Genomic DNA, 23,921 nt, shown 5'->3' with positions numbered 1-23,921 from the left:
GCTTTTTAATAGGTTCTTTGAATTAACGCTTCTTCGCTTTCGGGTTTGGCATATCAGTGATGCTACCCTCGAAGATTTCTGACGCAAGGCCAATGGATTCATTCAATGTTGGGTGCGCGTGGATCGTCAATGCAACATCTTCCGCATCGGCGCCCATTTCGATGGCTAAACCAATTTCACCTAACATTTCGCCCGCATTGGTACCCACAATGGCACCACCAATCACGCGGCCAGAATCTTTGTCAAAGATCATTTTAGTTAAACCGTCAGTTGCCGCAGATGCGATTGCGCGACCTGAAGCCGCCCACGGGAACGACGCGGTTTCATAATTGATACCTTGTTCTTTGGCTTCTTTTTCTGTTAAACCAACCCAAGCAACTTCTGGCTCAGTGTAGGCAACTGAAGGAATACAACGCGGATCAAAGTAATGCTTCTTACCTGCAATCACTTCTGCTGCTACATGGCCCTCATGAACCGCTTTGTGCGCCAACATCGGTTGACCAACCACATCACCAATAGCGTGAATGTGAGCTACGTTAGTGCGCATTTGTTTATCAACGTTGATAAAGCCGCGTTCGTCAACATTTACGCCAGCTTTTTCCGCATCAATTAACTTACCGTTTGGTCTACGGCCTACAGCAACCAAAACCTTGTCATAACGCACGGGTTCTGCCGGCGCTTGTTTACCTTCAAATGAAACATACAGACCATCTTTCTTCGCTTCTACCGCGGTTACTTTGGTCTCTAGCATAACGTTAAACTTGTTTTTAAGTGTCTTGGTGTACACTTTTACAATGTCTTTGTCTGCCGCAGGGATCAATTGGTCCAAGAACTCAACAACGTCGATTTGAGCACCGAGTGCATTGTATACCGTACCCATTTCAAGGCCGATAATGCCGCCACCGAGTACCAACATTTTCTCAGGGATATCAGCCATCTCTAACGCGCCGGTTGAATCAATTACGCGTGGATCGTCTGCTGGAATAAATGGTAATGATACTGGCTCAGAGCCTGCTGCGATAATCGCATGTTCAAAGGTAATCGTTGTTTTACCATCTTTACCTTCAACCTCAAGGGTATTCGCACCGGTGAACTTACCATAGCCTTGTACATGTTTTACTTTGCGCATCTTAGACATGCCAGCCAGGCCTTTGGTCAACTGACCCACAACACTGTCTTTCCAAGCGCGGATCTTATCGAGATCGAACGTCGGCTCACCGAAGGTCACACCGTGTGCAGATAGATGTTTCGCTTCTTGAATAACCTTTGCTACGTGCAATAGCGCTTTCGACGGGATACAACCCACATTCAAACAAACGCCACCAAGGGTTGCACGGGCATCAACCAACACCGCATCTAACCCTAAGTCCGCAGCACGGAACGCAGCTGAATACCCACCAGGGCCTGCGCCTAAGACTACTACCTGAGTTTTTATTTCGCTCATTACGACCTCAAATTAAGTTCAAATCTACAAGCCATCGACTATGGCTTCTGTATGCGCAGATTCTAATGTTCTGCGCATCTGAGTGCAAAAATAATCGGCAAATTATTCAATAAATTCGCGCTTTTGCGGGTTTTACAGCAATATTTGACGTAAATCGCCAAGAACATTACTTAAGTGCACAGCAAATCGCGCTGCGACCGCGCCGTCAATAACACGATGGTCGTAAGACAGCGACAATGGCAACATTAAGCGCGGCTCAAATTCTTTGCCATTCCATTTCGGCTTCATTTCACTTTTCGATACACCCAATATGGCGACGTCTGGCGCATTTACAATAGGTGTAAACGCGGTTCCGCCGATACCGCCTAAGCTCGAAATAGTGAAACAACTACCTTGCATATCAGCCGCTTTCAACTTGCCATCGCGTGCTTTGATACTGATCTCTGTCAATTCACGCGAAAGCTCTAAGATGCCTTTCTTATCCACATCTCTCACCACTGGCACAACCAGGCCTCCCGGCGTGTCCACCGCGATACCAATGTGGTAGTACTTTTTCTGGATCAATGAATCCCCAGATTCTGATAGCGACGTATTGAAGACAGGATAAGTTTTTAATGCGTCAGCACAGGCTTTCATCATAAACACCAGTGGTGTAATTTTAACCCCTAGCTTGCGCTTCTCTGCAATCGCATTCTGCTCTTTGCGGAACGCTTCCAAGTCAGTGATATCAGCTTCTTCAAACTGAGTCACGTGAGGAATGGTTACCCAGTTGCGATGCAAGTTTGGTCCAGAAAGCTTCTGAATGCGCGTTAATGGCACTTCCTCAACGTCACCAAATTTACTGAAGTCAACTTTAGGTGGCGCAAGTACTTGCAAGCCGCCGCCACCCGAGGTCACATTGGCCCCAGGGGTCAACTTAGGGCGTGACAATTCATACTTCACATAAGATTGCACATCTTCTTTTAAGATACGACTTTTCGCCCCCGTGCCATTCACTTGGGTTAAATCGACACCAAACTCTCGGGCCATTCGGCGCACCGACGGCGAGGCGTGCACTTTACCTGACTTAGGCTTTTCACCCGCTGACGGGTGATGTGGCACTGGTGGTGGTTTTGGTGCAGAGGCCGCCACTTCGTTTACTTCAGTTTTCGGCGCTTCACTCTGAGGCACAGAAGTAGTCTGTGCAGTCGCTGCAGCAGCAGACACTTCCAACATTAGCACCAATGTTCCTTGTGACACTTTGTCACCTACCGCAACCTTTAACGATTGGATAGTGCCAGCTTGAGGGGCCGGGACATCCATAGTCGCTTTATCGGTTTCTAATGTGATCAGGCCATCTTCTTCAGCGACGGTATCACCTTCTTTGACCAATACATCTATGACGTCAACATCTGTTGCACCACCAATGTCAGGCACGGTCACTTCAATAACACTGGAGCCTGCAGGTGAAGGCGCAGTAGATTGTGCAGCCGGTCCTGCGGGCTCGCTTAATACAGCAGACTCCGTAACACCAGACGCTTTAGTCGTCATGTCTAACACCACAGAGCCTTCAGACACTTTGTCGCCAACTTTCACTTTTAGCGACGTCACCACCCCAGCTTGCGGCGCAGGGACATCCATGGTCGCTTTATCAGTTTCTAATGTGATTAAGCCATCTTCTTCGGCAATTTCATCACCTTCTTTGACCAATACATCAATGATTTCTACATCAGTCGCGCCGCCAATATCCGGCACGGTTACTGTAAAGGTATTGCTGCCCCCAGCCTGTGGCGCAGCAGATGGCGCAGATGCAGGCTCTTCGACAGGAGTTGGTGCTGGTTCAGCAGGTGCAACCTCTGTGCTGCTGTCAGACGCGTCTAGCTCTGCTAACAAGTCACCTTGCTTAATTTTATCGCCCACTTTCACTTTCAACGATTTAAGCGTGCCGGCAAACGGGGCCGGGATGTCCATACTGGCTTTATCACTTTCAACCGTTACCAATGAACCATCGGCCTCAATGCTGTCGCCCTCGGCAGCACAGAGTTCGATAACTTCGACTTCATCGTCGCCAACATCAGGTACAAATACTTCTTTAATAGCCATTGCTTATTCTCCCTGTCAGCTTATGCGTAAAACGGATTCGGTTTATTCGCATCAATGCCCAATGCATCGGCTGCTTTTGCCAATGCTTTTGCATCTAGCGATCCCGCTTTATACAACTCATAAAGCGCAGCGTAAGCAATGTGTGCGCTATCAACTTCAAAGTGACGACGCAAGTTTGCTCGACTGTCTGAGCGACCGAAACCATCGGTTCCCAACACGCGATATGGCCCCGGCACAAAAGCACGCACTTGATCAGCGTAGTTTTTAATGTAATCCGTCGCCGCAATCGTTGGACCTGAAAACCCTTCTTCTAATGTTTCAGTAATATACGGCTTAGCCTGTTTCGCATCCGGTTTGAGCATATTGTCACGCTCAACATCATTGCCATTCCTGGCTAACTCGTTAAATGACGTGACGCTGTATACCTGACAAGCAACACCGTAATCATCATGTAAGATTTTGGCGGCTTCTTGAACTTGCAACAAGATAGTACCTGAGCCTAGCAGGTTGACTTGTTTCTTCGCATTGGCATTACCTAAACGCTCAAGCGGGTACATACCTTTAATAATGCCCTCTTCACATCCTTTTGGCATTTCAGGCTGAATATAGTTTTCATTCATGACTGTCAGGTAATAGAAAACATTTTCCTGGTTTTCTAGCATACGACGGATACCGTCTTGCACGATCACCGCAACTTCGTAACCAAATGTCGGATCATAGCTTATACAGTTCGGGATCAGGCCAGCTTGAATATGGCTATGGCCATCCTGATGCTGCAAACCTTCACCATTCAATGTTGTTCTGCCTGCGGTACCACCAACTAGGAAGCCACGGGTTTGCGAGTCACCTGCGGCCCAAGCCATATCACCAACACGCTGGAAACCAAACATGGAATAGTAGATATACACCGGTAACATCGGTAAATCATTCAATGAATATGACGTACCAGCGGCGACGAACGACGACATTGCACCCAATTCGTTAATACCTTCCTGCAATACTTGGCCTTTCTTATCTTCGCGATAATAGGCGACTTGGTCTTTATCTTGCGGAATGTATTTCTGGCCTGAGTTACTATAAATGCCCACTTGGCGGAACAAGCCTTCCATACCAAAGGTACGGGCTTCATCCGGAATAATTGGCACAACGCGCGGCCCAATTTGCTTATCTTTCAGCATAACCGTAAGCACGCGTACGAAGGCCATCGTAGTTGAAATTTCACGGTCTCCAGAGCCTTTTGTTACGGCCTCAAATGCCTTGATAGGCGGTGCTGGTAATTCTTCGCTGCTGTTTTCACGGCGTACCGGCATATAGCCATTTAGTGACTCACGGCGCGCGCGCAGATACTGCATTTCTGGGCTGTTTTCATCAAACTTGAAGTAATTCAGCTCAGCACAATCCTGATCACTTAATGGAATATTGAAGCGGTCACGGTATTGCTTAACCGATTCGGTATCCATCTTCTTAACGTTGTGAGCGATATTCTTACCCTCGCCGGCTTCACCAAGGCCGTAGCCTTTTACCGTCTTGGCCAAAATAACCTGCGGACGCCCTTGGGTTTCAGTGGCACGTTTATATGCTGCGTACACTTTCACTGGGTCATGACCACCACGATTCAATCGCCAAATGTCTTCATCCGACATATTGGCCACCATATCTTTCAGTTCAGGATACTTGCCGAAGAAATTGTCACGCGTGTAAGCGCCGCCTTTGGCTTTGTAGTTTTGGTATTCGCCGTCCACGGTCTCATTCATCACATCCAGCAGCTTGCCTGATGTATCACGCGCCAGTAACGGATCCCAATAACGACCCCAAATCACTTTGATCACTTCCCAGCCAGCGCCACGGAATGTGCCTTCTAGCTCTTGAATGATTTTGCCATTTCCACGTACAGGACCATCCAAACGTTGCAAATTACAGTTAATAACAAATGTCAGGTTGTCGAGGTTTTCACGTGAGGCCAGGCCAATTGCCCCCAAGCTCTCTGGCTCGTCCACCTCACCATCGCCCATAAAACACCACACACGCTGGTTTGAACAATCTTTTAAACCGCGATTGGTGAGATACTTTAAGAAACGCGCAAGATAGATGGCCTGCATCGGACCTAAGCCCATCGAAACCGTTGGGAACTGCCAGAAGTCCGGCATCAGTTTAGGGTGTGGATAGGACGAAACCCCTTTACCATCGACTTCTTGGCGGAACATATCAAGCTGATCGGCACTTAAACGACCTTCAATAAATGCACGTGAATAAATACCCGGTGAAACGTGACCTTGAACAAACAGGAAATCACCACCATTGTCGTCAGTCGGTGCCCTGAAGAAATGATTGAAGCCCACATCATAAAGCATTGCTGATGAAGCAAAACTTGAAATATGCCCGCCCAGTTCTAAATCTTTTTTAGAGCCACGTAGCACCATCATCAATGCGTTCCAGCGAATCGCGTTTCTGATTTTGGTCTCGATGGTCTGGTCGCCCGGCATTGTAGGTTCTTGACCCGCAGGGATGGTGTTGATGTATGCCGTAGTTGCGTCATACGGCAAATGCGCCCCATTACGACGTGCCTTTTCAATCAAAGACTCAAGTAAAAAGTGGGCACGCTCAACACCTTCATTTTCTAGAACCGACTCTAACGAATCGATCCATTCCTGTGTTTCTTGAGGGTCTTGGTCGTGCTGCATCATTTCTGACATGGTGCCGTCCTATCGTTTACTAACTATGTTAATCATTATCGAATAAGCCTAGTCCACTTACACATATTTGTGAGAGTGATTTAGGCGCTATTCCATCTCTATTCTTCTTAACGCACGCTGCATGCGCAGATCACGTTGATTTATCTTTAATAACGTAGCCTCAATAAAGGCTAGGTGAGTATTACTTGCGGTTCTTGCTAAATTTGGATCGCGCTTAGCAATCGCTGTTACAATTTTATGTCGCTGCTGTTTAATGTCGTCGTCCACATCCGGTTGCTGCGCCAACATTTCTAAGTTGCGTCGAATATTGTCGATCAACATTGATTGCATGGTACGCATTACATGCATCAACACCATGTTGTGTGATGCCTTCGCCATGGTTAGGTAAAAATCACCCAGCACCTGTGCTTGTCCTGCCTTGTCATCAGCAGCCGACGCATTCACCTTTTCAAGGGCCTGCTCTAACGCTAATACATCTTCCTTTTGACCACGCAACGCTGCGTAATACGCTGCCATTCCTTCTAGCGCATGACGAAACTCAAGCAAATCAAATTGCGTTTCAGGGCGTTGTGCCACTAACGCTAACAACGGATCTGTCATGGCAGAATTTAGTTTACGGTTTACAAACGTACCGCCGCCTTGTTTGCGCGTTACAAGCCCTTTTGCCTGCAAATTCTGAATCGCTTCACGCAGTGATGGACGAGATACTTCGAATTGTTGTGCAAGTTCACGCTCCGACGGTAGCTGCTCACCCGCTACCCACGATCCTTCCAGGATCATGCTTTCTAATCGTTCCGTGATCACATCAGAGATTTTCTGCCGCACTTGCAACATGCTCGCCGCCCACTTTATCTACACAAAAATGTTAAAATTTATACAACTTTTAGCCAATTGGTAATACCATTTAACCTATTGCTGCGTAAGTTTAGGCTACCCCATGCGTTAGGTAAATGTTTTTTCAATAAAAAAAGCGCCTTTGAAAGCGCTTTTTCTTTACAGATGAGACAAACAGGGGGGTTATGAAGAGATCCGACCTGATAGGTTTCGGGGCAGAATTTGCACCCTTTTGGGGGCTAGTTTATCTACAACCAGCCACCTAAGGTTAAAACGGAAATAACCATGACAATCAAAACCATATTACGTTTGGCTAAACGAACCAGTAATTGTGGCTCGCTTCCCCATTGATAGACATCTTCGCCACGCTCTTTGTCACCGGCATCTGAATCTTCTGCGGCATTAGACACTTTGCACAGTAATCGCTTGGCGCACACCTGCGTATCAAATAAATACCCTCCCCACACTGTAAGCGCTCGACCAAAATGGCCGACAAGTAAAAAGCCTAACGCGGTCATGCGCACAGGGAGCCAATCAATCCAATGCATCAATTGTTGAGTTGATACCGGCTCAACACCGCTATCGTCTGCGTTCTCCATAAAATGCTGCTGAGCATATTTTTGTAGGCTGATTGCAACAACATAAAACACTGCACCTGCTGCACCAAATAAAGCAAAGAACAGTACTATCGCGGCATAGTGAGTATAGTTTAGCCATACCAAATGCTGACCAAACGTGTCGGCATCTACTGCTTGGCCATGCTCATGGCCCAACGCTCGGGCGTGAAGTTCACATGCCATTGCATCTCCCCTATTGGCGGCATGTAAAAAACCTTTGTAAGCAGAGCGAACGTGGGGGCAACCAAGACACAAAAATAAAATTGCCGTATTAAACAGCAGCCCAAGAAAACCATGGCCTACAATCTCAGCCACAATATCAGTGAGAATAGCGGGGAGTAGACAAAACAAAAGCAAATAGAGCGCAGATGAGGTCGCTGTGAACCATTGGTTGTCATCTAACCACTTCACGTAACGCTCTACATGATATTCAGCACGCCATGCTTCCGTTTTCGTAGTTACACGTTCAATTAATAATGCAAAAAGCAAACTCAATAGCGTCATAACTTAATGTCCTAGTCCTTGTCGAAAGTAACCCCAATTGAAGTACGGGCCTGGATCTGTTTTTCGGCCTGGGGCGATATCATTATGCCCTACGATACGCCCTAACGTTATCGCGGGATAGGTTTTTCTTAGACACTGCGTTACCGATAGCAATGCAGCGTACTGTGATGGCGTGTAATCCGTTTCATCGGTGCCTTCCATCTCTATGCCAATCGAGTAGTCGTTGCACCTTGCTCGGCCTTGAAAGCTCGAAACACCGGCGTGCCATGCTCTTTTGGTGAAAGGTACAAACTGAATGATACTGCCACAACGGCGAATAAAAAGATGTGCAGACACGCGTAAGTGCGCGATTTCTGCAAAAAATGGATGTTTATTGGCGTCTAATGCCCCAGTAAACAAATCAATGACATCACGAGTACCAAACTGTTTGGGGGGCAACGAAATGTTATGGATCACCAGAAGTGATATCACTGTATCAGGTCGATCATCAGCGTGCGGCGACAGAATATGCTCACAGTCGCTAAGCCAACCATCCGCAATTTTCATCACTTTTGTCTCAATTCCCGTATAGTGTATTAAAGCATGACGTTTACAAGATAAAGATGCAACAACTACCCCCAACCAATCAAACAAATGATGGTGTTACTAAATGGATGGTCATTCTTGCATGGATTGCTGGCTTGGGACTTATTACGTTTGTCTTTGCCGAACTATTGGAACAGCAATTTAACCCCAATCAATCGCCAGACTCCTATCGACAAGCAGGAAGTATAGAGGTTCGACTCGTCCAAAACAGAGCTGGACACTATGTAGCCAGTGGTAGCATTAACCAACACCCTGTGGTTTTCCTCGTTGATACCGGCGCGACAGATGTCTCAATCCCAGCCCACTTAGCAGATAAGTTAGGACTGCTCGCTGGCCGGCGTGCCTATGCACAAACAGCCAATGGCGTCGTTCCGATTGCGGAAACACGCATTAACGAAATAGCCATAGGTGATATCAAATTGTTTGATGTCGAGGCAAATTTAAACCCCAGTATGCAAGGCAATGAAATATTGCTAGGAATGAGTTTTTTGCGACAAATAGAATTCACGCAAAAAGGTAACGAATTAATTTTACGTACATTATAATCGCGCCCCAGATTAGTTTTAGATAGAGATCGCACGACCTATGGAATTGCCTGATTACATCACTAACGATGATATTTCCCGTCTTGTCACTATAAGCCTAGAGGAAGATCTCGGTGGTATGGCGAACGCCGACAACGACATTACGGCTAACTTGATTAGCGAAAATACACAAGCATCAGCAACGCTTATCACGCGCGAAGACATGATTGTATGCGGCATTCCTTGGGCCAATGAAACGTTCAAACAAGTCGACCCCTCCTTGACCATTCATTGGCATGTGCAAGATGGTGATGTATTAGCGGCTAATCAACCTTTATTAGAAGTTAGTGGTAGCGCTCGTTCAATCCTTACTGCAGAACGCACGGTGATGAATTTCTTACAAACGCTCAGCAGTACTGCAACCCAAACCCATCGTTACGCCTCGTTGCTAAGCAAAACTGCCACCACGTTGCTGGATACTCGCAAAACCATTCCGTCATTGCGCATGCCACAAAAATACGCAGTGCTGTGTGGTGGCGGGAAAAACCACCGCCTAGGCCTATTCGATGCCTTTCTCATTAAAGAAAATCATATTGCCGCTTGCGGCAGTATTCAGCTTGCGGTCACCAAAGCCCGCGATATTGCACCGGGCAAGCCAGTAGAAGTGGAAGTTGAATCCATCGAAGAATTGACTCAAGCCTTAGAGGCAAAAGCCGATATCGTGATGTTAGACAATTTCCCATTGCATCAGATCCAGCAGGCAGTTGAGATCAATCAAGGGAAGTGTAAGCTTGAAGTGTCTGGCAATATTACTGACGAAGATTTGCAGTTGTTATCAGCGACGGGCGTAGACTATATTTCTAGTGGTGCACTAACAAAGCATGTAAATGCTATAGATTTATCGTTACGCTTATCCATGGGAAAGCCGCAATAAACAAGGCCTGTTGTGTTTGATAAACACAGGTATGCGTTTACATACTTGTCAGTTGCGCTAGTCCATCTATACTTTGAATCAAGTACCGAGGCGCGAAACCCGATAACGGCTTAGGTACCTTTTAAACTTTACAAACACAAAGCGTTAGACGGCGCGCGGAGATATACCATGAAAAACTCGATGACTAACAAAAAAGGTTTTACACTAATTGAATTGATGATCGTTGTTGCGATTATCGGTATTTTGGCAGCAATCGCATTGCCTGCGTACCAAAACTACACTAACAAAGCACGTTTCGCTGAGTTGACGAACGCGTCAGCAAGCGTTAAGTCACAGGTTGAAGTATGTGCACAATTAAACGGCGCGGTAGCAGGTTGTTCAGACGCTGCTAACGGTATCCCAGCGGCAATTTTAGCAGATGTGGGTGTACCAGGCGTATCAGTGACTGACGGTGTTATTACAATCTCAGCACCAACTGATGCAACAGGCGCATTGATCGGTGCCACATACATATTGAGACCTCAAGTACAAGCAGCGTCTGGCGTTGTTACTTGGCAAGAAGAGTGTGCACCAGCTGACCTATGCTAATTTAGCAGTCAGAAATGAATCAACAAAAGCCCAGGTAAACTGGGCTTTTGTGTTTAAACCAGCTAATAATTATAACAGTGCAGATTTCAACAAAACAGGTAGGCACGCATGGCTAAAGCATTAGACACCTTTACATACAACGGCGTAGATCGTCAGGGTAATGCTCGAAAAGGCGAAATCAGCGCCGGCTCAATTAAAGATGCGAAAAATTTACTTCGACGTCAGGGCATTTCCGCATCTAGGGTGAAAAAGCTCAGTAAGCCATTATTTGGCGGCAATAATAAGATTACTGCAGCTGATATTTGTGTTTTTTCTCGCCAAATAGCCACTATGCTAGGTGCGGGCGTTACATTAATCCAAAGTCTTGAAATGATTGGTCAAGGCCATGCCAAGCAATCCATGCGTAAAATGATTGGCGAAATCACACGTGACGTTCAAGCCGGTAAACCATTATCGAGTACATTGCGGGGACATCCAGAGTATTTTGACGATCTCTACTGCGATTTGGTTGAAACCGGAGAACAATCCGGTGCACTGGAAACCATCTACGACCGAATTGCGGTCTATATGGAAAAAGCCGAAGCGTTAAAATCGAAAATTAAAAAAGCCATGTTTTACCCAGTGGCCGTTATTGTGGTGGCATTTATTGTTACGACCATACTATTAATATTCGTTGTACCGCAGTTTGAAGAGATATTTTCCAGTTTCGGCGCAGAATTACCCGCCTTTACTCAGCTTGTATTAGCCATATCCCGCTTTGTTCAGGACTACGGAATTTATATTGCCATCGTCATGGGTGTATCTGGTTATGCCTTTATGCGAGCGCATAAGAAATCACTAGCCTTACGTGACAAAGTAGACAAAAAGATACTTACGATTCCGGTGATTGGGGAAATCCTCAAGAAAGCGGCCATCGCCCGTTTTACGCGTACCCTTTCAACAACTTTTGCAGCTGGTGTACCATTAATTGGCGCTCTAGAGTCAGCCGCGGGTGCTGCAGGTAACGCAGTATATCGAGATGCCATCTTATTTATCCGTAAAGAAGTCTCAGGTGGTTTACAAATGCATACTGCTATGCGAGCGACTGGCGTATTCCCCGATATGGTCAATCAGATGATAGCAATTGGTGAAGAGTCAGGTGCAGTCGATGACATGCTGAGTAAAATTGCGACAATTTATGAGGCTGAAGTTGACGACATGGTTGACGGTTTAACCAGCTTACTTGAACCCTTAATCATGGCAGTACTCGGCGTGGTTATTGGTGGCTTAATCGTAGCGATGTACCTACCAATCTTCCAGATGGGTAACGTTGTTTAATAAACTCTGGTAGGCTTAGCCAACTTTACTTTCAGGACGATTTTATGTCGGCGGTATTCGACCTTTTACAGCAGTCTACAGCGTTCTTCTTAACGCTCGTGTTCATAGTTAGTCTAATGGTAGGGAGCTTTCTAAACGTTGTTATCTATCGCCTCCCCGTTATGATGGAGCGGCGTTGGAAAGCTGAGTTTAATGACTACTTTCAGGCTGATCCTGATACGAAAACCGACACCGACTCTCCAGCTCAATTCAATCTGGTTAAGCCTGATTCAACCTGCCCAAAATGCGGGCATGCTATCCGCGCTTGGGAAAATATTCCGGTATTAAGCTGGCTATTTTTGCGCGGAAAATGTTCCAGCTGTAAAACCCCTATTAGCATTCGCTATCCTTCTGTGGAGTTAGCCACAGCATTGTTATCACTATGGATAGCAAGCGTATTCGGTTTTAGTGCTGCGGGCCTACTAGCCATTGTTGTTACTTGGTTACTTATTGCCCTGACATTTATTGACGCAGACACGATGTTACTGCCAGATGAAATTACTTTACCCATGCTATGGCTAGGCTTGATAGCGGGTGTGTTCGGTGTATTTGTGCCGGCAGAACAAGCCATCATCGGTGCTGCAGCCGGCTATTTATCGCTGTGGAGCGTATATTGGTTATTCAAGATTGTCACCGGTAAAGAAGGAATGGGATACGGCGACTTCAAGCTGCTTGCCGCGTTAGGGGCATTCACTGGATGGCAAGGACTGCCCGTTATTATTATTTTGTCGTCATTTGTTGGCGCCATAGTCGGCATCGCGATGATCGTGTTAGGCCGCAATGAGTCTGGACAAGCGATACCCTTTGGTCCTTACCTTGCTGTCGCTGGCTGGCTGACGCTAATGTACGGTGACAGGATCCAACAAACGTACCTAAACTGGGCGCTCGGATGAGCCACTATGTGGTTGGCCTGACCGGCGGTATTGGTTCAGGCAAGACCGCCGTTAGTGATGCTTTTGCAGAGCTGGGTATAAACATCATTGACGCCGATATTTGCGCGCGCGACGTAGTCGCCATCGACTCACCCGCCTTGGCTGAAATCAAGCAAAAGTTCGGTAGTAACATACTCTGTGAGGACGGTTCATTAAACCGTCCACGATTAAGAGAGCTGGTCTTTGCTGATGAAACAAAGAAGCAATGGTTAAATTCATTACTTCACCCATTGATCAGACAACGAATGCTCGATCAAATTACAAAAGCCTCCTCTGCCTACTGTGTATTGGCGGTCCCGCTCCTACTCGAAAACAAAATGCAAGCGATGGTAAATAGAGTCTTGGTTGTGGATGTGCCTGAAAAGTTACAGCTTGAAAGAGCGGTAGCAAGAGACAATAGCCAAAAAGAAACCATTCAGGCAATTATGCAGTCTCAACTTGATAGACCCACTCGCTTGTCTCTGGCTGATGATGTAATTACCAATACCGGCACGTTAGAACAGTTGAAATCGAAGGTACAAAACCTACACCAGCAATACCTAAAACTCGCGCTAAATCCATCAAACACTTGAAATTTTGTGCTTTTTCCTGTGTAGTGCCAGTTCTTATACTGGGGAGTAGTTATGTCATTAGCGGTCTATGAATTTCCGCTCAACGAGAAAGTGCGAAATTATTTGCGAATAGAACAACTGTTGCAGCAATGTCACTTGAACGCCGAAATTCACAACAATACGGCTAATACTCATTTCTTCGAGGACTTATTCACCCTGTTAGATCTCTTGGAGCGCTTGGATGTGCGCACTGATATTATCAAAGATATCGATGCGCAAGAGCGCAACCTTGTGCACTGGTCCCAACACCCCAAAATCAATAACGAAGCATTGCAACAAACGCTGCAGACCATCATTCGTTTGCGCGAAGTGTTAAAAAATAGCAAACGTGTCGGCCAAGACTTAAAAGATAACCCTTTTATTGCCTCCATTCGACAACGTTTTGCTATCCCAGGTGGTTCGTGTAGCTTTGATTTACCCAACCTGCATTTCTGGGCCAATTTACCTGACGAACAAAAGGCAAAAGACAAACTGCACTGGTTGAGCAGCCTCCAAGTCATTGCTAACGCGATTGAACTCACATTGTCGTTCCTGCGCCAACGTGGCAACTTCCAAACGGCCATTGCAAACAATGGTTTTTTCCCTGGACTATCAGATGACCGAGGCGAACTTATTCGCATCCGTTTAGATGTAGAGAGCGGTTGCTACCCAACATTGAGCGGCAATAAATACCGTTATGCTCTTAGGTTTATGCACTTTGGGCATGGTGAATCAGCCAGCAAGCCTGTTGATACTAACCTTTCATTTGAAATAGCGAGCTGTTAATGCAAGTCAACTGTCCGACCTGTAATAAGTCTGTGACGTGGTCAACCGACAATGAATATAGACCTTTCTGTTGCAAAAAATGCCAACTCATTGACTTGGGCGACTGGGCTACCGAAAGTCACGTAATATCATCGCCTGCGAACGAAGCAACCTCTTCATTAGAATTAGATGAGGAAGCGATTGCAGAGGCATTTGAACGACAACAGCAAGACTTCTTTAAATCGTGAGTACATAGATGACTGCAATCCATTCCATACTGATGGTTGGTGGCACGCATGGTAATGAATTGACTGGCGTGCGCATAATAGAACAGTGGCCAGCACTCGCTTCTCAATTTACTCGAGACGGGCTCGACATTAGCCCCTTGATGGCTAATCAACGAGCGGTAGATCAACGTGTACGTTTCGTTGAAGAGGATTTAAACAGACAATTTGTGGACAACAAAGAGTGTTCACCAGCAAGTAGTAACCACGAAGCAATGTTGGCGGCTTCAATTAAAATGCAGTTTGGCGCTGGTACCCAACAACAACCTGATTTAGTCATTGATATTCACAACACAACGAGCCATATGGGCGCAACGCTCATTTGTGTTGATGATGACCTCTTCAACCAGCAACTCGCGCGCTTTGTTAAAAACAACCTCCCCAACACGAACATCCTGCTTGAGAACGAAAAGACTGTAAGTGAACACCCCTATTTATGTACCTTAGGTAAAAAAGGCATCATGATTGAAATGGGCGCCCAACCACAAGGTGTATGCCGTGCAGACTTAATGCGCGACAGTATAGACTTGCTCAACACTATTTTAGACTTTTGTCAGATTTGGAATAGCGATAGTGTTGCCGAACTCCCCCCTTGTGAAACGTACCAATTTGTTGAAAACATCTCATTCCCGCTAGATGACAGAGGGCATGTCGCGGCTATGGTTCATGAACACCTTCAAGATAGGGATTTCTGTTCACTACAGAATGGCGAACCAATCTTTCGCGCGTTTGATGGTTCCACTATTTATTGGCAAGGAGAGAATGCCGTTTACCCGCATTTCATCAATGAGGCAGCCTATCAGGGGCAACACGTCGCCTTCGCCACCGCGCGTAGGATTCTTTGGTAACCCATTTGCTCACGGTTTAAAGGAAATCCGATGAAAAACAATAATAATCAGGGATTTACATTAATTTAGTTAATCATTGTCATTGTGCTAATTGGCATTCTCGCTGCGACAGCTGCGCCACGTTTTTTAGATTTGTCGTCAGACGCTAAGATTGCCGCGCTTAACGGTATTAAAAGTGAATTACAGGCAACCATTACACTCGCCCAAGCCAAAGCGCGCGTCAGCGGCCTACGTCCAGCGGCAGCCAACCCTGGCGGTAGCTTACAAACGGGGTATATTGTCGATTTTGGTTTTGGCTCTACCGAGGTTGATTGGCGGAATTTGTGCCCCGAAAGCCGCGCTGAAGCAGGAGACCAACTTGAGATGTTGGACTTCATCAATATTTCAGGTGACGACTTAGAAAGTCGTGTGACTAACCAACATACACTTTTTGGCTATGATGTACCTGCGGCAGGAACACCGACCAATCAGGGCTGTTACATCCTTTACGATTCGTTTGGTAACCCGGAATGTACGCTTCAGGTGGTAACGGCGGACTGTTAATCCAGCGCTTGTCGCCAACGGCCGTCTTGCAGGGCCTCTAAGATAGGCTGATTGGCCTCTGGAAAGGTGAGCGTATGCAAACGTTCGATGGCTACCCACTCAACCGGCTGCCCTTCTTTTCCGTGAGGCTCACCACTGAAGGCGGTTACGATACTCATGTGCAAGTTAACGCACTTCTCGGGGTATTCAAAATACAACGAGAACCAAGGTGTTTGCTGTTCAACAACAATCCCTAGTTCTTCGTCAAGTTCACGTTTAATCGCCTGGTGAAGGGTCTCACCAGACTCAAATTTACCGCCGGGGAATTCCCATTTATCACCTTGATGTAAATGTTTTGGGCGTTTCGCTAAAAGTACCTCAGTGCCGTTAACGATAACGCCTACGGCAACATCAATCGCTTTCATCGATGGCTAAACTTAACTGAGTTTGCCATGACATTGTTTATACTTCTTACCCGAACCACAAGGACATGGTTCATTACGCCCGACTTTCGGCCCTTGTCGAGTTTGCGTTGGTGATTTCGCTTCAGGCTCATTGGGTGATTCATGTTCAAACTTCTTAGACATAGCCTCAGCCTGCTGGCGACGTTGCTCTTCGACCGCCTCAACATCTGACTCTGCTTTAACTTGAACCTTACTCAAGATAGAAATAACTTCTACTTTTAGCGCTTCTAGCATGCCCGAGAATAGCTCGAAAGATTCACGCTTATACTCTTGCTTAGGGTTCTTTTGTGCGTATCCGCGCAGGCCAATACCTTGGCGCAAGTGATCCATTGCAGCCAAATGTTCTTTCCAATGGCTATCCAAATTCTGCAACATTACTGCTTTTTCGAACTGGCGAAGCACTTGAGGACCTACAACTTCTTCTTTTGCTTGGTATGCGCTAGTGATCTCAGCCAAGATACGCTCACGTAACTTTTCTTCGAACAACTTGTCATCATCATCCAGCCATTTCTGGATCGGTAAGTCGACAGCAAAGTCACCCTTCAGGCGCACTTCCAGATCAGCAATATTCCACATTTCTTCCAATGATTGAGGCGGAATATATTCATCGATAACGCCATTAACAACATCTTCACGCACCGCTTCAATGGTATCGCTAATATCGCCTTCATCTAGTAATTCGTTTCTTTGCTCGTAAATAACCTTACGCTGATCGTTTGCCACATCATCGTATTCAAGTAGCTGCTTACGAATATCAAAGTTGCGCCCTTCAACCTTGCGCTGAGCATTTTCAATAGCCCTTGTTACCCATGGATGCTCGATTGCTTCACCGCGCTCCATACCCAAACGCTTCATCATATTGCCCATTTTCTCAGACGCAAAGATACGCATGAGAGCATCATCAAGTGATAGATAGAAACGTGAGGAACCTGGGTCACCCTGACGACCAGAACGGCCACGTAACTGGTTGTCTATACGGCGAGATTCATGGCGTTCAGTACCGATGATATGTAAACCGCCTGCATCAAGCACTTGCTGATGGCGCTCCTTCCAATCCGCTTTAATTTTCTCAACGGTTTGAGGTTTGGGATCATTGATAGCATCAATTTCAGCTTGTAAATTACCACCGAGTACAATATCCGTACCACGACCCGCCATGTTAGTCGCAATGGTTACTGCGCCTGGCTTACCCGCTTGCGCAACGATATCAGCTTCTTGTTCGTGGAATTTCGCATTCAATACCTTGTGCGCAATTTTTTCTTTCTTAAGAATACGTGAGAGTAACTCGGAGTTTTCAATTGACACCGTACCAACCAGTGTTGGCTGACCACGTTTTACGCAATCTTTGATGTCTTCAACGATAGCTTCGTACTTTTCTTCTGCCGTAAGGTAGATCAAATCCGGCATATCTTTACGGATCATCGGTCTATTGGTTGGAATAACGACCGTTTCTAACCCATAAATATGTTGAAATTCAAATGCTTCAGTATCAGCAGTACCGGTCATACCGCCTAACTTATCGAATAATCTGAAGTAATTCTGGAATGTGATAGATGCAAGGGTTTGGTTTTCGTTTTGGATCTTCACGCCTTCTTTAGCTTCGACAGCTTGGTGTAATCCTTCAGACCAGCGACGCCCTTCCATTGTGCGGCCAGTGTGCTCGTCAACTATGACAATCTCACCGTCTTTGACAATGTAATCTACATCTTTGCTGAATAACTTATGTGCACGGAGTGCAGCATTAACATGATGCAGCAAAGAGATATTTTGTGCTGCAAACAGCGATTCGTCTTCAGGTAGCACGCCTTCACGCTGAAGGATCTCTTCTACGTGTATCTGACCGCGCTCAGTGAGGTGGATCTGCTTACCTTTCTCATCAATCGTAAAGTCACCATCACCCTCTTGGCCTTCTTCGTCCTCTTTTTCCTGACGAATTAATTCGGGGATGATTTTGTTTATTTTAATATACAGTTCAGAACTGTCTTCCGCCGCGCCAGAAATGATTAGTGGCGTACGTGCCTCATCAATGAGGATAGAGTCTACTTCGTCAATTACCGCGTAATACAAATTACGCTGGACACGATCTTGCGGACTAAACGCCATGTTATCGCGCAGGTAGTCGAAACCAAATTCATTGTTAGTACCGTAAATGATATCGCTGCCGTAAGCTTCTTTCTTCTGCGGCGGGCTCATACCCGGTACATTGCAACCAACGCTTAAACCAAGAAACTCAAATAACGAGCGGCTCCAATCGGCGTCACGACGAGCCAAATAATCATTTACGGTGATGACGTATACGCCTTTACCGGTTAGTGCGTTTAAGTAGGTCGGTAAGGTTGCAGTTAAGGTTTTACCTTCACCGGTACGCATTTCTGCAATTTTACCTTGGTGTAGCACCTGCCCACCTAACATTTGCACATCAAAGTGGCGCATACCGTAAACACGTTTACTTGCCTCACGCACGACTGCGAAGGCTTCAACCAACAACGCATCGAGCGTTTCACCTTGTTCAATACGCTGTTTAAATTCACCAGTTTTTGCTTTTAACTCGTCATCTGACAGCTTTTCTAATTCGGCTTCTAGGCTGTTGATGGCTTCAACCGTTTTACCCATCTTTTTCAACAAACGGTCGTTGCGACTTCCAAATATCTTTCTTGCAATACTGGCAAACATGTTTTTTTCCAAATTTATCTAATCGTTATTTACCTTGCTCCGCACACGGAGCAATGCACTTTATATTTTTGTGATTGCTTGGCCTGACTCGAACCTAAGACGCCTATTGAGCGAGAACCTCAATAAACAAAAGGTAGCGGATCTATCTGTTGTCCTTGACGCAATACTTCATAATGTACGTGCGTGCCGGTTGACCTGCCCGTACTTCCCATAGTGGCAATTTGTTGACCCTTAGTTACAACATCACCCATAGTGACTTGTAAACCAGCATTGTGTCCGTATCGTGACACGAGGCCATTGCCATGATCTATCTCTACTAAATTACCATACCCGTAGCGCTCACCGGCCCAAGTCACAAGCCCAGCAGCAGTAGCTATAACGGGGTCACCATCACTGCCCGCGAAGTCAATTCCTTTATGCATAGCGGGCTCGCCCGTAAAGGGATCATCGCGCATACCATAATAGGAAGAAAGCCAGCCGCTTTTTACCGGTCGACCTGCAACCTCACTGATATCTTGGATATGGTGACCCAATAAGACACTTTCAAGCGCATCCAACTGTTTAACTTGTTGTAAAAGTTGTTCATTCACCGCCGCGATGGAATCAACCAATGGGGACACGAGGGATTCATTGTCAATATTAACTGTAACAGTTGCTGCATCAGCAACGTGATTAACGTTAGGATCTTGAATATCGATACCGCTACTGGTGGCCAAATGCTGGTTGCGCACACTGATTTCAAGCAGCTTTGCTTGAGTTTCAGCAATTTGCTGTTTAACCACTGCCAACTCGGACAAGGTTTGTTTTTGTAGTTGGGCGACACGTGCTTGCTCGGTCAACAACCCTGACTTCACGACATGAATGCGTGCGATATATTCATCTATATTCTCAGTTGGGCGGCTTGAAACAAGCACGACCAAGCTCAACAACACTGTCATACTGACGAGTGTTCTCGCTTTTATGTGCTTCACAAGCTTAAAGCGCTTGCTGCGAATTAATAAGGTGAATTTCATAGTGTTAGTTTTGACCAAACGCTGGGCTATTTTACCGCGTAGATTGAATCTCACAATCCCCTTTTTCAAACAGCCAGCAACAATATTTAACCCATTGTTTTGGCTTACTTTTAGTCATCTGGAAGTTCAACTGAAAATAACAACGCATAAAAAATGCCGCAATAAATGCGGCATTTTTTTAAACCAGTGCAGGTTGTGTGAATCTGATTGGCGCTTCGTCCGCAGATTCGTAAGATACAAACTCCCATGCACTCTTATCGAGTAACATGGCATTTAGCAATTTATTGTTCAGACCGTGGCCTGTTTTATACGCATGCAATTCGCCAATGATACTGTGCCCGCATAAATAAAGGTCACCGACCGCATCTAGTATTTTATGTTTAAGGAACTCGTCCTCGTAACGTAACCCTTCGGGGTTAAGTACTCTGAATTCATCTAAAGCAACAGCATTCTCCATGCTACCGCCTAAAGCTAAATTATGTGCGTTCATATATTCGAGGTCGCGCATAAAACCAAAGGTGCGCGCCCTGCTCACTTCATTGACATAAGAAGCAGAATCAAAGTCCATCACCATGTGTTGACGGGTTTGGCTAATCACAGGGTGATCAAAATCGATTTTAAAATCTACTTTGAACCCATTAAACGGACGTAACTCAGCCCATTTGTCGCCATCTTCAACTCGAATGACTTTGTTAACCTTGATGAAACGCTTCGGCGCTTTGAGCTCTTCAATTCCAGCTGATTGCAATAAGAAGATAAAAGGACTTGCTGAACCATCCATAATAGGAAGTTCATGGCTGTCCACTTCAACAATAATGTTGTCGATCCCCAAACCTGCTAGCGCAGAAGCTAAGTGTTCAACCGTATGAATGCTAACGCCATCGGCATTGCTTAAGCAGGTACATAGCATAGTATCCCCGACTGCGTTCGCACGCGCAGGGATGTCAACGTGAGGAGAAAGGTCAACACGCCTAAACACGATACCCGTGTTCGCTGGCGCTGGCCGGAGAGTCATTGTGACCTTCTCTCCCTTATGCAAGCCGATGCCCGTTTCCTGCACCGCTTGTTTTATTGTACGTTGATTAATCATAGCTTCATGTACCTAAAAATCGGCCGCGAATTATATAGCATTGTCACAAAACTGTCAAAAAACAGGTCTGACAAGCTTGATAAATCCCGAGCGTTTTGCTTAATCAGCCTGCTTACGTAAAAATGCTGGAATATCAAGATATTCCAAATCACTGTTTGGCTGAGCCACTTCATCAGTTTTTAATGCTTGATTGCCATCCGTAGATTGCGTCGACGGCACCTCTCGCGACTGTGTAAAGTTCTTCGCAGAGCTGGTTAAGCGCGAACCTTCGCTACTCACCAACGAAATATCAGGCTTACGTTCAGCACCGATACCTGTCGCGACAACTGTCACTCGCAATTCGTCCGTCATATCCATATCGATAACAGTACCAACCACAACCGTTGCATTTTCTGACGCAAAGGCTTTCACAGCATTACCCACTGTTTCAAACTCATCGATTGCGAAGTCTGGACCCGCTGTAATATTAACCAAAATACCGCGTGCACCCGACAAATCGATATCTTCCAACAACGGACATGCAATAGCTGATTCCGCGGCTTCTTCTGCGCGATCTTCACCGCTTGCACGGCCACTGCCCATCATCGCAGTACCCATCTCAGACATAACTGTCTTAACGTCTGCAAAGTCAACGTTTATGAGTCCTGGACGTGTAATAAGTTCAGCAATACCCTGAACGGCGCCACGCAAAACATCGTTAGCAGCGCTGAAAGCTTGAAGCAGCGGCGTACGAGGCCCCATTACTTTTAGCAATTTTTCATTCGGGATAGTGATCAATGAATCAACATGCTTCGATAGCTCTTCAATGCCTTGACTCGCAAAATCACTTCGTTTGCGGCCTTCAAAGGGGAAAGGCTTAGTCACAACCGCAACCGTCAAGATCCCCATTTCACGCGCAATTTTTGCAACTTCAGGTGCGGCGCCCGTACCTGTACCGCCGCCCATACCGGCTGTGATGAACACCATATCAGCGCCATCAAGGCTTTGACGGATTGTTTCACGGTCTTCACAAGCCGCCTCACGACCCACATTAGGATCGGCACCAGCGCCTAAGCCTTTGGTTACATTTGTACCAATTTGTAATGTGACGTCCGCTGAAGAACTTCTCAGTACCTGAGCATCGGTATTGACGGCAATAAACTCTACGCCTTCAATACTTTGAGACACCATGTGTTCGATAGCATTACCGCCACCACCACCAACACCGATCACTTTGATGACTGCGTCTTCGCCGTGACTATTCATTAATTCAAACATACTTACTCTCCGGTTTTGTACGTTTATGATGCTTACCCAATCTACTTAACCGTCCGAGGTTTGATGAGGATTGTGTAAACGCTTTAACGCTTAAAATTCACCCTTAAACCAGCTCTGAACACGACTTAACATGCCCTCGCCAGACTTACTTTTCTTTGTCTTTTTATTATCTACATGTAGCTTCCCGTACTGTAGTAGTCCCACTACAGTCGCAAAGCTCGCATCATCTACATATTCAGATAGCCCTTTTACGCTAAGCGGCTTGCCAACACGCACGGGCATTTGGAATATTTCTTCAGCAAACTCAACAGCGCCTTCCATCTTGGCTGTTCCGCCAGTTAATACAAGCCCTGCTGCTATTTGCTCAGCTAACCCACAGGCCTGGATCTCTTCGTAAATCAGTTCAAACAACTCCTGATAACGGGGTTCTATCACTTCCGCGAGCGTGTGTCGTGACATCGCTCGCGCAGGTCGTCCGCCGACGCTTGGCACTTCAATAGTCTCTTCCATGCTGACCATGTCTTTAAGTGCACACGCATAATTCACTTTAATTTCTTCCGCGTTGCTGATCGGCGTACGGAATATCTTTGCAATATCGCTAGTGATTTGATTTCCAGCGACAGGGATAACGGCGGTATGGCGTATCGCGCCATCTGTGTACACCACGATATCAATGGTACCGCCACCGATATCCACTACACAGACACCAAGTTCACGTTCGTCATCGGTCAATACCGCATAACTCGATGCTAGGGCAGAGAATATCAGTTGGTCCGCATGCAAATCGCATCGTTCAACTGATTTAACAATATTTTTCGCCATGTCATCGGCACAGGTAATGATGTGAGCGTTTGCCTCCATCCTTACGCCAGACATACCGATAGGATTTTTAATGCCCTCTTGGACATCAATCGTGAATTCCTGCGGTAACACATGCAACAAACGTCTTTCAGCCGCAATAGGAACCGAACGCGCCGCATGAATAACATTATCCACGTCTTCTTGTGTTACTTCCTGATTGTTGATGGGTACCATGCCATTTTCATTTTGGCATTGAACATGTCGCCCAGACACAGCTAAGAACACAGATGAAACACGGCAATCAGCCATCAGTTCCATCTCATTGATAGCCCGCTGCACAGACTGTACAACCAGGTTCAAGTCATTAACACCCGCTTTATCCATGCCTTTTGATGAGTGAGTACCGACACCGACGATGCTCAACGAATTATCATCAAGCAATTCGCCTACCACCGCTTTAATTTGGCTAGTGCCGATGTCTAACCCGACTATTAGGTTTCTATCCATTGTTTTGGACATAC

22 protein-coding genes are annotated in these 23,921 nt (G+C 46.1%); 10 read left to right on the top strand and 12 right to left on the bottom strand.

From position 1 onward, the window contains the following. Positions 1-22 precede the first annotated feature (22 nt). The 6 genes from lpdA to ampD form a co-directional block, all read right to left on the bottom strand. On the bottom strand, positions 23-1,444 hold the full coding sequence (gene lpdA, locus CSH93_RS10070) for a dihydrolipoyl dehydrogenase (RefSeq protein ID WP_100643112.1): 1,422 nt from the start codon (positions 1,442-1,444) through the stop codon (positions 23-25). 132 nt (positions 1,445-1,576) lie between these two features. Then, the gene (aceF, locus tag CSH93_RS10065; protein ID WP_100643111.1) at positions 1,577-3,526 is read right to left on the bottom strand and encodes a dihydrolipoyllysine-residue acetyltransferase; all 1,950 of its coding nucleotides are present in this window, start codon (positions 3,524-3,526) and stop codon (positions 1,577-1,579) included. Positions 3,527-3,546: 20 nt separating this feature from the next. Further along, the gene (gene aceE, locus CSH93_RS10060; RefSeq protein ID WP_100643110.1) at positions 3,547-6,219 is read right to left on the bottom strand and encodes a pyruvate dehydrogenase (acetyl-transferring), homodimeric type; all 2,673 of its coding nucleotides are present in this window, start codon (positions 6,217-6,219) and stop codon (positions 3,547-3,549) included. An 87-nt stretch (positions 6,220-6,306) separates the two neighbouring features. Then, complete coding sequence (locus CSH93_RS10055) at positions 6,307-7,053, bottom strand: GntR family transcriptional regulator (RefSeq protein ID WP_100643109.1); 747 nt, start codon at positions 7,051-7,053, stop codon at positions 6,307-6,309. Positions 7,054-7,301: 248 nt separating this feature from the next. Beyond that, positions 7,302-8,174, bottom strand: a complete 873-nt coding sequence (gene ampE / locus CSH93_RS10050) for a beta-lactamase regulator AmpE (protein ID WP_100643108.1) — start codon at positions 8,172-8,174, stop codon at positions 7,302-7,304. A gap of 3 nt (positions 8,175-8,177) precedes the next feature. After that, positions 8,178-8,720 carry a 1,6-anhydro-N-acetylmuramyl-L-alanine amidase AmpD gene (ampD, locus tag CSH93_RS10045; protein ID WP_100643107.1) on the bottom strand — a complete coding sequence of 181 codons (543 nt, stop codon included), beginning with the start codon at positions 8,718-8,720 and terminating at the stop codon, positions 8,178-8,180. A gap of 56 nt (positions 8,721-8,776) precedes the next feature. Between ampD and CSH93_RS10040 the strand changes: the two genes are divergently transcribed. The 10 genes from CSH93_RS10040 (at position 8,777) to CSH93_RS09995 (ending at position 16,123) form a co-directional block, all read left to right on the top strand. Next, positions 8,777-9,304 carry a retropepsin-like aspartic protease family protein gene (locus tag CSH93_RS10040; protein WP_240615565.1) on the top strand — a complete coding sequence of 176 codons (528 nt, stop codon included), beginning with the start codon at positions 8,777-8,779 and terminating at the stop codon, positions 9,302-9,304. 40 nt (positions 9,305-9,344) lie between these two features. Next, positions 9,345-10,217 (top strand): carboxylating nicotinate-nucleotide diphosphorylase, encoded by an 873-nt coding sequence (gene nadC / locus CSH93_RS10035; RefSeq protein WP_100643106.1) that lies wholly within the window; start codon positions 9,345-9,347, stop codon positions 10,215-10,217. Positions 10,218-10,397: 180 nt separating this feature from the next. After that, the gene (locus CSH93_RS10030; RefSeq protein WP_205663274.1) at positions 10,398-10,805 is read left to right on the top strand and encodes a pilin; all 408 of its coding nucleotides are present in this window, start codon (positions 10,398-10,400) and stop codon (positions 10,803-10,805) included. Between the two features lie 108 nt (positions 10,806-10,913). After that, complete coding sequence (locus tag CSH93_RS10025) at positions 10,914-12,122, top strand: type II secretion system F family protein (RefSeq protein ID WP_100643104.1); 1,209 nt, start codon at positions 10,914-10,916, stop codon at positions 12,120-12,122. A gap of 44 nt (positions 12,123-12,166) precedes the next feature. Further along, positions 12,167-13,054 carry a prepilin peptidase gene (locus CSH93_RS10020; RefSeq protein ID WP_100643103.1) on the top strand — a complete coding sequence of 296 codons (888 nt, stop codon included), beginning with the start codon at positions 12,167-12,169 and terminating at the stop codon, positions 13,052-13,054. Further along, complete coding sequence (gene coaE / locus CSH93_RS10015) at positions 13,051-13,665, top strand: dephospho-CoA kinase (RefSeq protein ID WP_100643102.1); 615 nt, start codon at positions 13,051-13,053, stop codon at positions 13,663-13,665. The genes CSH93_RS10020 and coaE overlap by 4 nt, the downstream gene beginning before the upstream one ends. A gap of 51 nt (positions 13,666-13,716) precedes the next feature. Further along, on the top strand, positions 13,717-14,469 hold the full coding sequence (zapD, locus tag CSH93_RS10010) for a cell division protein ZapD (protein WP_100643101.1): 753 nt from the start codon (positions 13,717-13,719) through the stop codon (positions 14,467-14,469). Further along, positions 14,469-14,696 carry a DNA gyrase inhibitor YacG gene (yacG, locus tag CSH93_RS10005; protein ID WP_100643100.1) on the top strand — a complete coding sequence of 76 codons (228 nt, stop codon included), beginning with the start codon at positions 14,469-14,471 and terminating at the stop codon, positions 14,694-14,696. The genes zapD and yacG overlap by 1 nt, the downstream gene beginning before the upstream one ends. A gap of 8 nt (positions 14,697-14,704) precedes the next feature. Next, on the top strand, positions 14,705-15,580 hold the full coding sequence (locus CSH93_RS10000) for an aspartoacylase (protein ID WP_100643099.1): 876 nt from the start codon (positions 14,705-14,707) through the stop codon (positions 15,578-15,580). 84 nt (positions 15,581-15,664) lie between these two features. Then, the gene (locus tag CSH93_RS09995; RefSeq protein WP_240615564.1) at positions 15,665-16,123 is read left to right on the top strand and encodes a pilus assembly FimT family protein; all 459 of its coding nucleotides are present in this window, start codon (positions 15,665-15,667) and stop codon (positions 16,121-16,123) included. Here CSH93_RS09995 and mutT read toward each other — a convergent pair. From mutT to ftsA, 6 genes are all read right to left on the bottom strand, one after another. Beyond that, complete coding sequence (gene mutT / locus CSH93_RS09990) at positions 16,120-16,527, bottom strand: 8-oxo-dGTP diphosphatase MutT (RefSeq protein WP_100643098.1); 408 nt, start codon at positions 16,525-16,527, stop codon at positions 16,120-16,122. The two genes, CSH93_RS09995 and mutT, sit on opposite strands and share 4 nt — an antisense overlap. 12 nt (positions 16,528-16,539) lie before the next feature. Then, on the bottom strand, positions 16,540-19,239 hold the full coding sequence (gene secA / locus CSH93_RS09985; RefSeq protein ID WP_100643097.1) for a preprotein translocase subunit SecA: 2,700 nt from the start codon (positions 19,237-19,239) through the stop codon (positions 16,540-16,542). A 119-nt stretch (positions 19,240-19,358) separates the two neighbouring features. Beyond that, positions 19,359-20,252, bottom strand: coding sequence for a M23 family metallopeptidase (locus CSH93_RS09980; protein ID WP_100643096.1), 894 nt, complete (start codon positions 20,250-20,252; stop codon positions 19,359-19,361). Between the two features lie 178 nt (positions 20,253-20,430). Continuing rightward, entirely contained in the window at positions 20,431-21,342 is a 912-nt protein-coding gene (lpxC, locus tag CSH93_RS09975; RefSeq protein WP_100643095.1) for a UDP-3-O-acyl-N-acetylglucosamine deacetylase, read from the bottom strand. Between the two features lie 99 nt (positions 21,343-21,441). Beyond that, the gene (gene ftsZ / locus CSH93_RS09970; protein WP_100643094.1) at positions 21,442-22,599 is read right to left on the bottom strand and encodes a cell division protein FtsZ; all 1,158 of its coding nucleotides are present in this window, start codon (positions 22,597-22,599) and stop codon (positions 21,442-21,444) included. Positions 22,600-22,689: 90 nt separating this feature from the next. Next, positions 22,690-23,919, bottom strand: a complete 1,230-nt coding sequence (gene ftsA / locus CSH93_RS09965) for a cell division protein FtsA (RefSeq protein ID WP_100643093.1) — start codon at positions 23,917-23,919, stop codon at positions 22,690-22,692. Between the last annotated feature and the right edge of the window lie 2 nt (positions 23,920-23,921).

It is taken from the genome of Neoalteromonas facilis (assembly GCF_002807665.1).
Lineage (GTDB): Bacteria > Pseudomonadota > Gammaproteobacteria > Enterobacterales > Alteromonadaceae > Alteromonas_E > Alteromonas_E facilis.
The sequence above is the reverse complement of the archived record's forward strand: the minus strand, read 5'-3'. Positions and strand labels throughout refer to the sequence as shown.

What these genes read in the sequence shown, in the direction of transcription:
- nadC (WP_100643106.1), top strand. Translation starts at nt 9,345, where the DNA reads ATGGAATTGCCTGATTACATCACTAACGATGATATTTCCCGTCTTGTC.
- yacG (WP_100643100.1), top strand. Translation starts at nt 14,469, where the DNA reads ATGCAAGTCAACTGTCCGACCTGTAATAAGTCTGTGACGTGGTCAACC.
- mutT (WP_100643098.1), bottom strand. Translation starts at nt 16,527, where the DNA reads ATGAAAGCGATTGATGTTGCCGTAGGCGTTATCGTTAACGGCACTGAG.
- coaE (WP_100643102.1), top strand. Translation starts at nt 13,051, where the DNA reads ATGAGCCACTATGTGGTTGGCCTGACCGGCGGTATTGGTTCAGGCAAG.
- CSH93_RS10040 (WP_240615565.1), top strand. Translation starts at nt 8,777, where the DNA reads ATGCAACAACTACCCCCAACCAATCAAACAAATGATGGTGTTACTAAA.
- CSH93_RS10055 (WP_100643109.1), bottom strand. Translation starts at nt 7,053, where the DNA reads ATGTTGCAAGTGCGGCAGAAAATCTCTGATGTGATCACGGAACGATTA.
- CSH93_RS10020 (WP_100643103.1), top strand. Translation starts at nt 12,167, where the DNA reads ATGTCGGCGGTATTCGACCTTTTACAGCAGTCTACAGCGTTCTTCTTA.
- aceF (WP_100643111.1), bottom strand. Translation starts at nt 3,526, where the DNA reads ATGGCTATTAAAGAAGTATTTGTACCTGATGTTGGCGACGATGAAGTC.
- CSH93_RS10000 (WP_100643099.1), top strand. Translation starts at nt 14,705, where the DNA reads ATGACTGCAATCCATTCCATACTGATGGTTGGTGGCACGCATGGTAAT.
- CSH93_RS10025 (WP_100643104.1), top strand. Translation starts at nt 10,914, where the DNA reads ATGGCTAAAGCATTAGACACCTTTACATACAACGGCGTAGATCGTCAG.
- ftsA (WP_100643093.1), bottom strand. Translation starts at nt 23,919, where the DNA reads ATGTCCAAAACAATGGATAGAAACCTAATAGTCGGGTTAGACATCGGC.
- ampE (WP_100643108.1), bottom strand. Translation starts at nt 8,174, where the DNA reads ATGACGCTATTGAGTTTGCTTTTTGCATTATTAATTGAACGTGTAACT.
- zapD (WP_100643101.1), top strand. Translation starts at nt 13,717, where the DNA reads ATGTCATTAGCGGTCTATGAATTTCCGCTCAACGAGAAAGTGCGAAAT.
- CSH93_RS10030 (WP_205663274.1), top strand. Translation starts at nt 10,398, where the DNA reads ATGACTAACAAAAAAGGTTTTACACTAATTGAATTGATGATCGTTGTT.
- ftsZ (WP_100643094.1), bottom strand. Translation starts at nt 22,599, where the DNA reads ATGTTTGAATTAATGAATAGTCACGGCGAAGACGCAGTCATCAAAGTG.
- lpxC (WP_100643095.1), bottom strand. Translation starts at nt 21,342, where the DNA reads ATGATTAATCAACGTACAATAAAACAAGCGGTGCAGGAAACGGGCATC.
- CSH93_RS09980 (WP_100643096.1), bottom strand. Translation starts at nt 20,252, where the DNA reads ATGAAATTCACCTTATTAATTCGCAGCAAGCGCTTTAAGCTTGTGAAG.
- secA (WP_100643097.1), bottom strand. Translation starts at nt 19,239, where the DNA reads ATGTTTGCCAGTATTGCAAGAAAGATATTTGGAAGTCGCAACGACCGT.
- aceE (WP_100643110.1), bottom strand. Translation starts at nt 6,219, where the DNA reads ATGTCAGAAATGATGCAGCACGACCAAGACCCTCAAGAAACACAGGAA.
- ampD (WP_100643107.1), bottom strand. Translation starts at nt 8,720, where the DNA reads ATGAAAATTGCGGATGGTTGGCTTAGCGACTGTGAGCATATTCTGTCG.
- lpdA (WP_100643112.1), bottom strand. Translation starts at nt 1,444, where the DNA reads ATGAGCGAAATAAAAACTCAGGTAGTAGTCTTAGGCGCAGGCCCTGGT.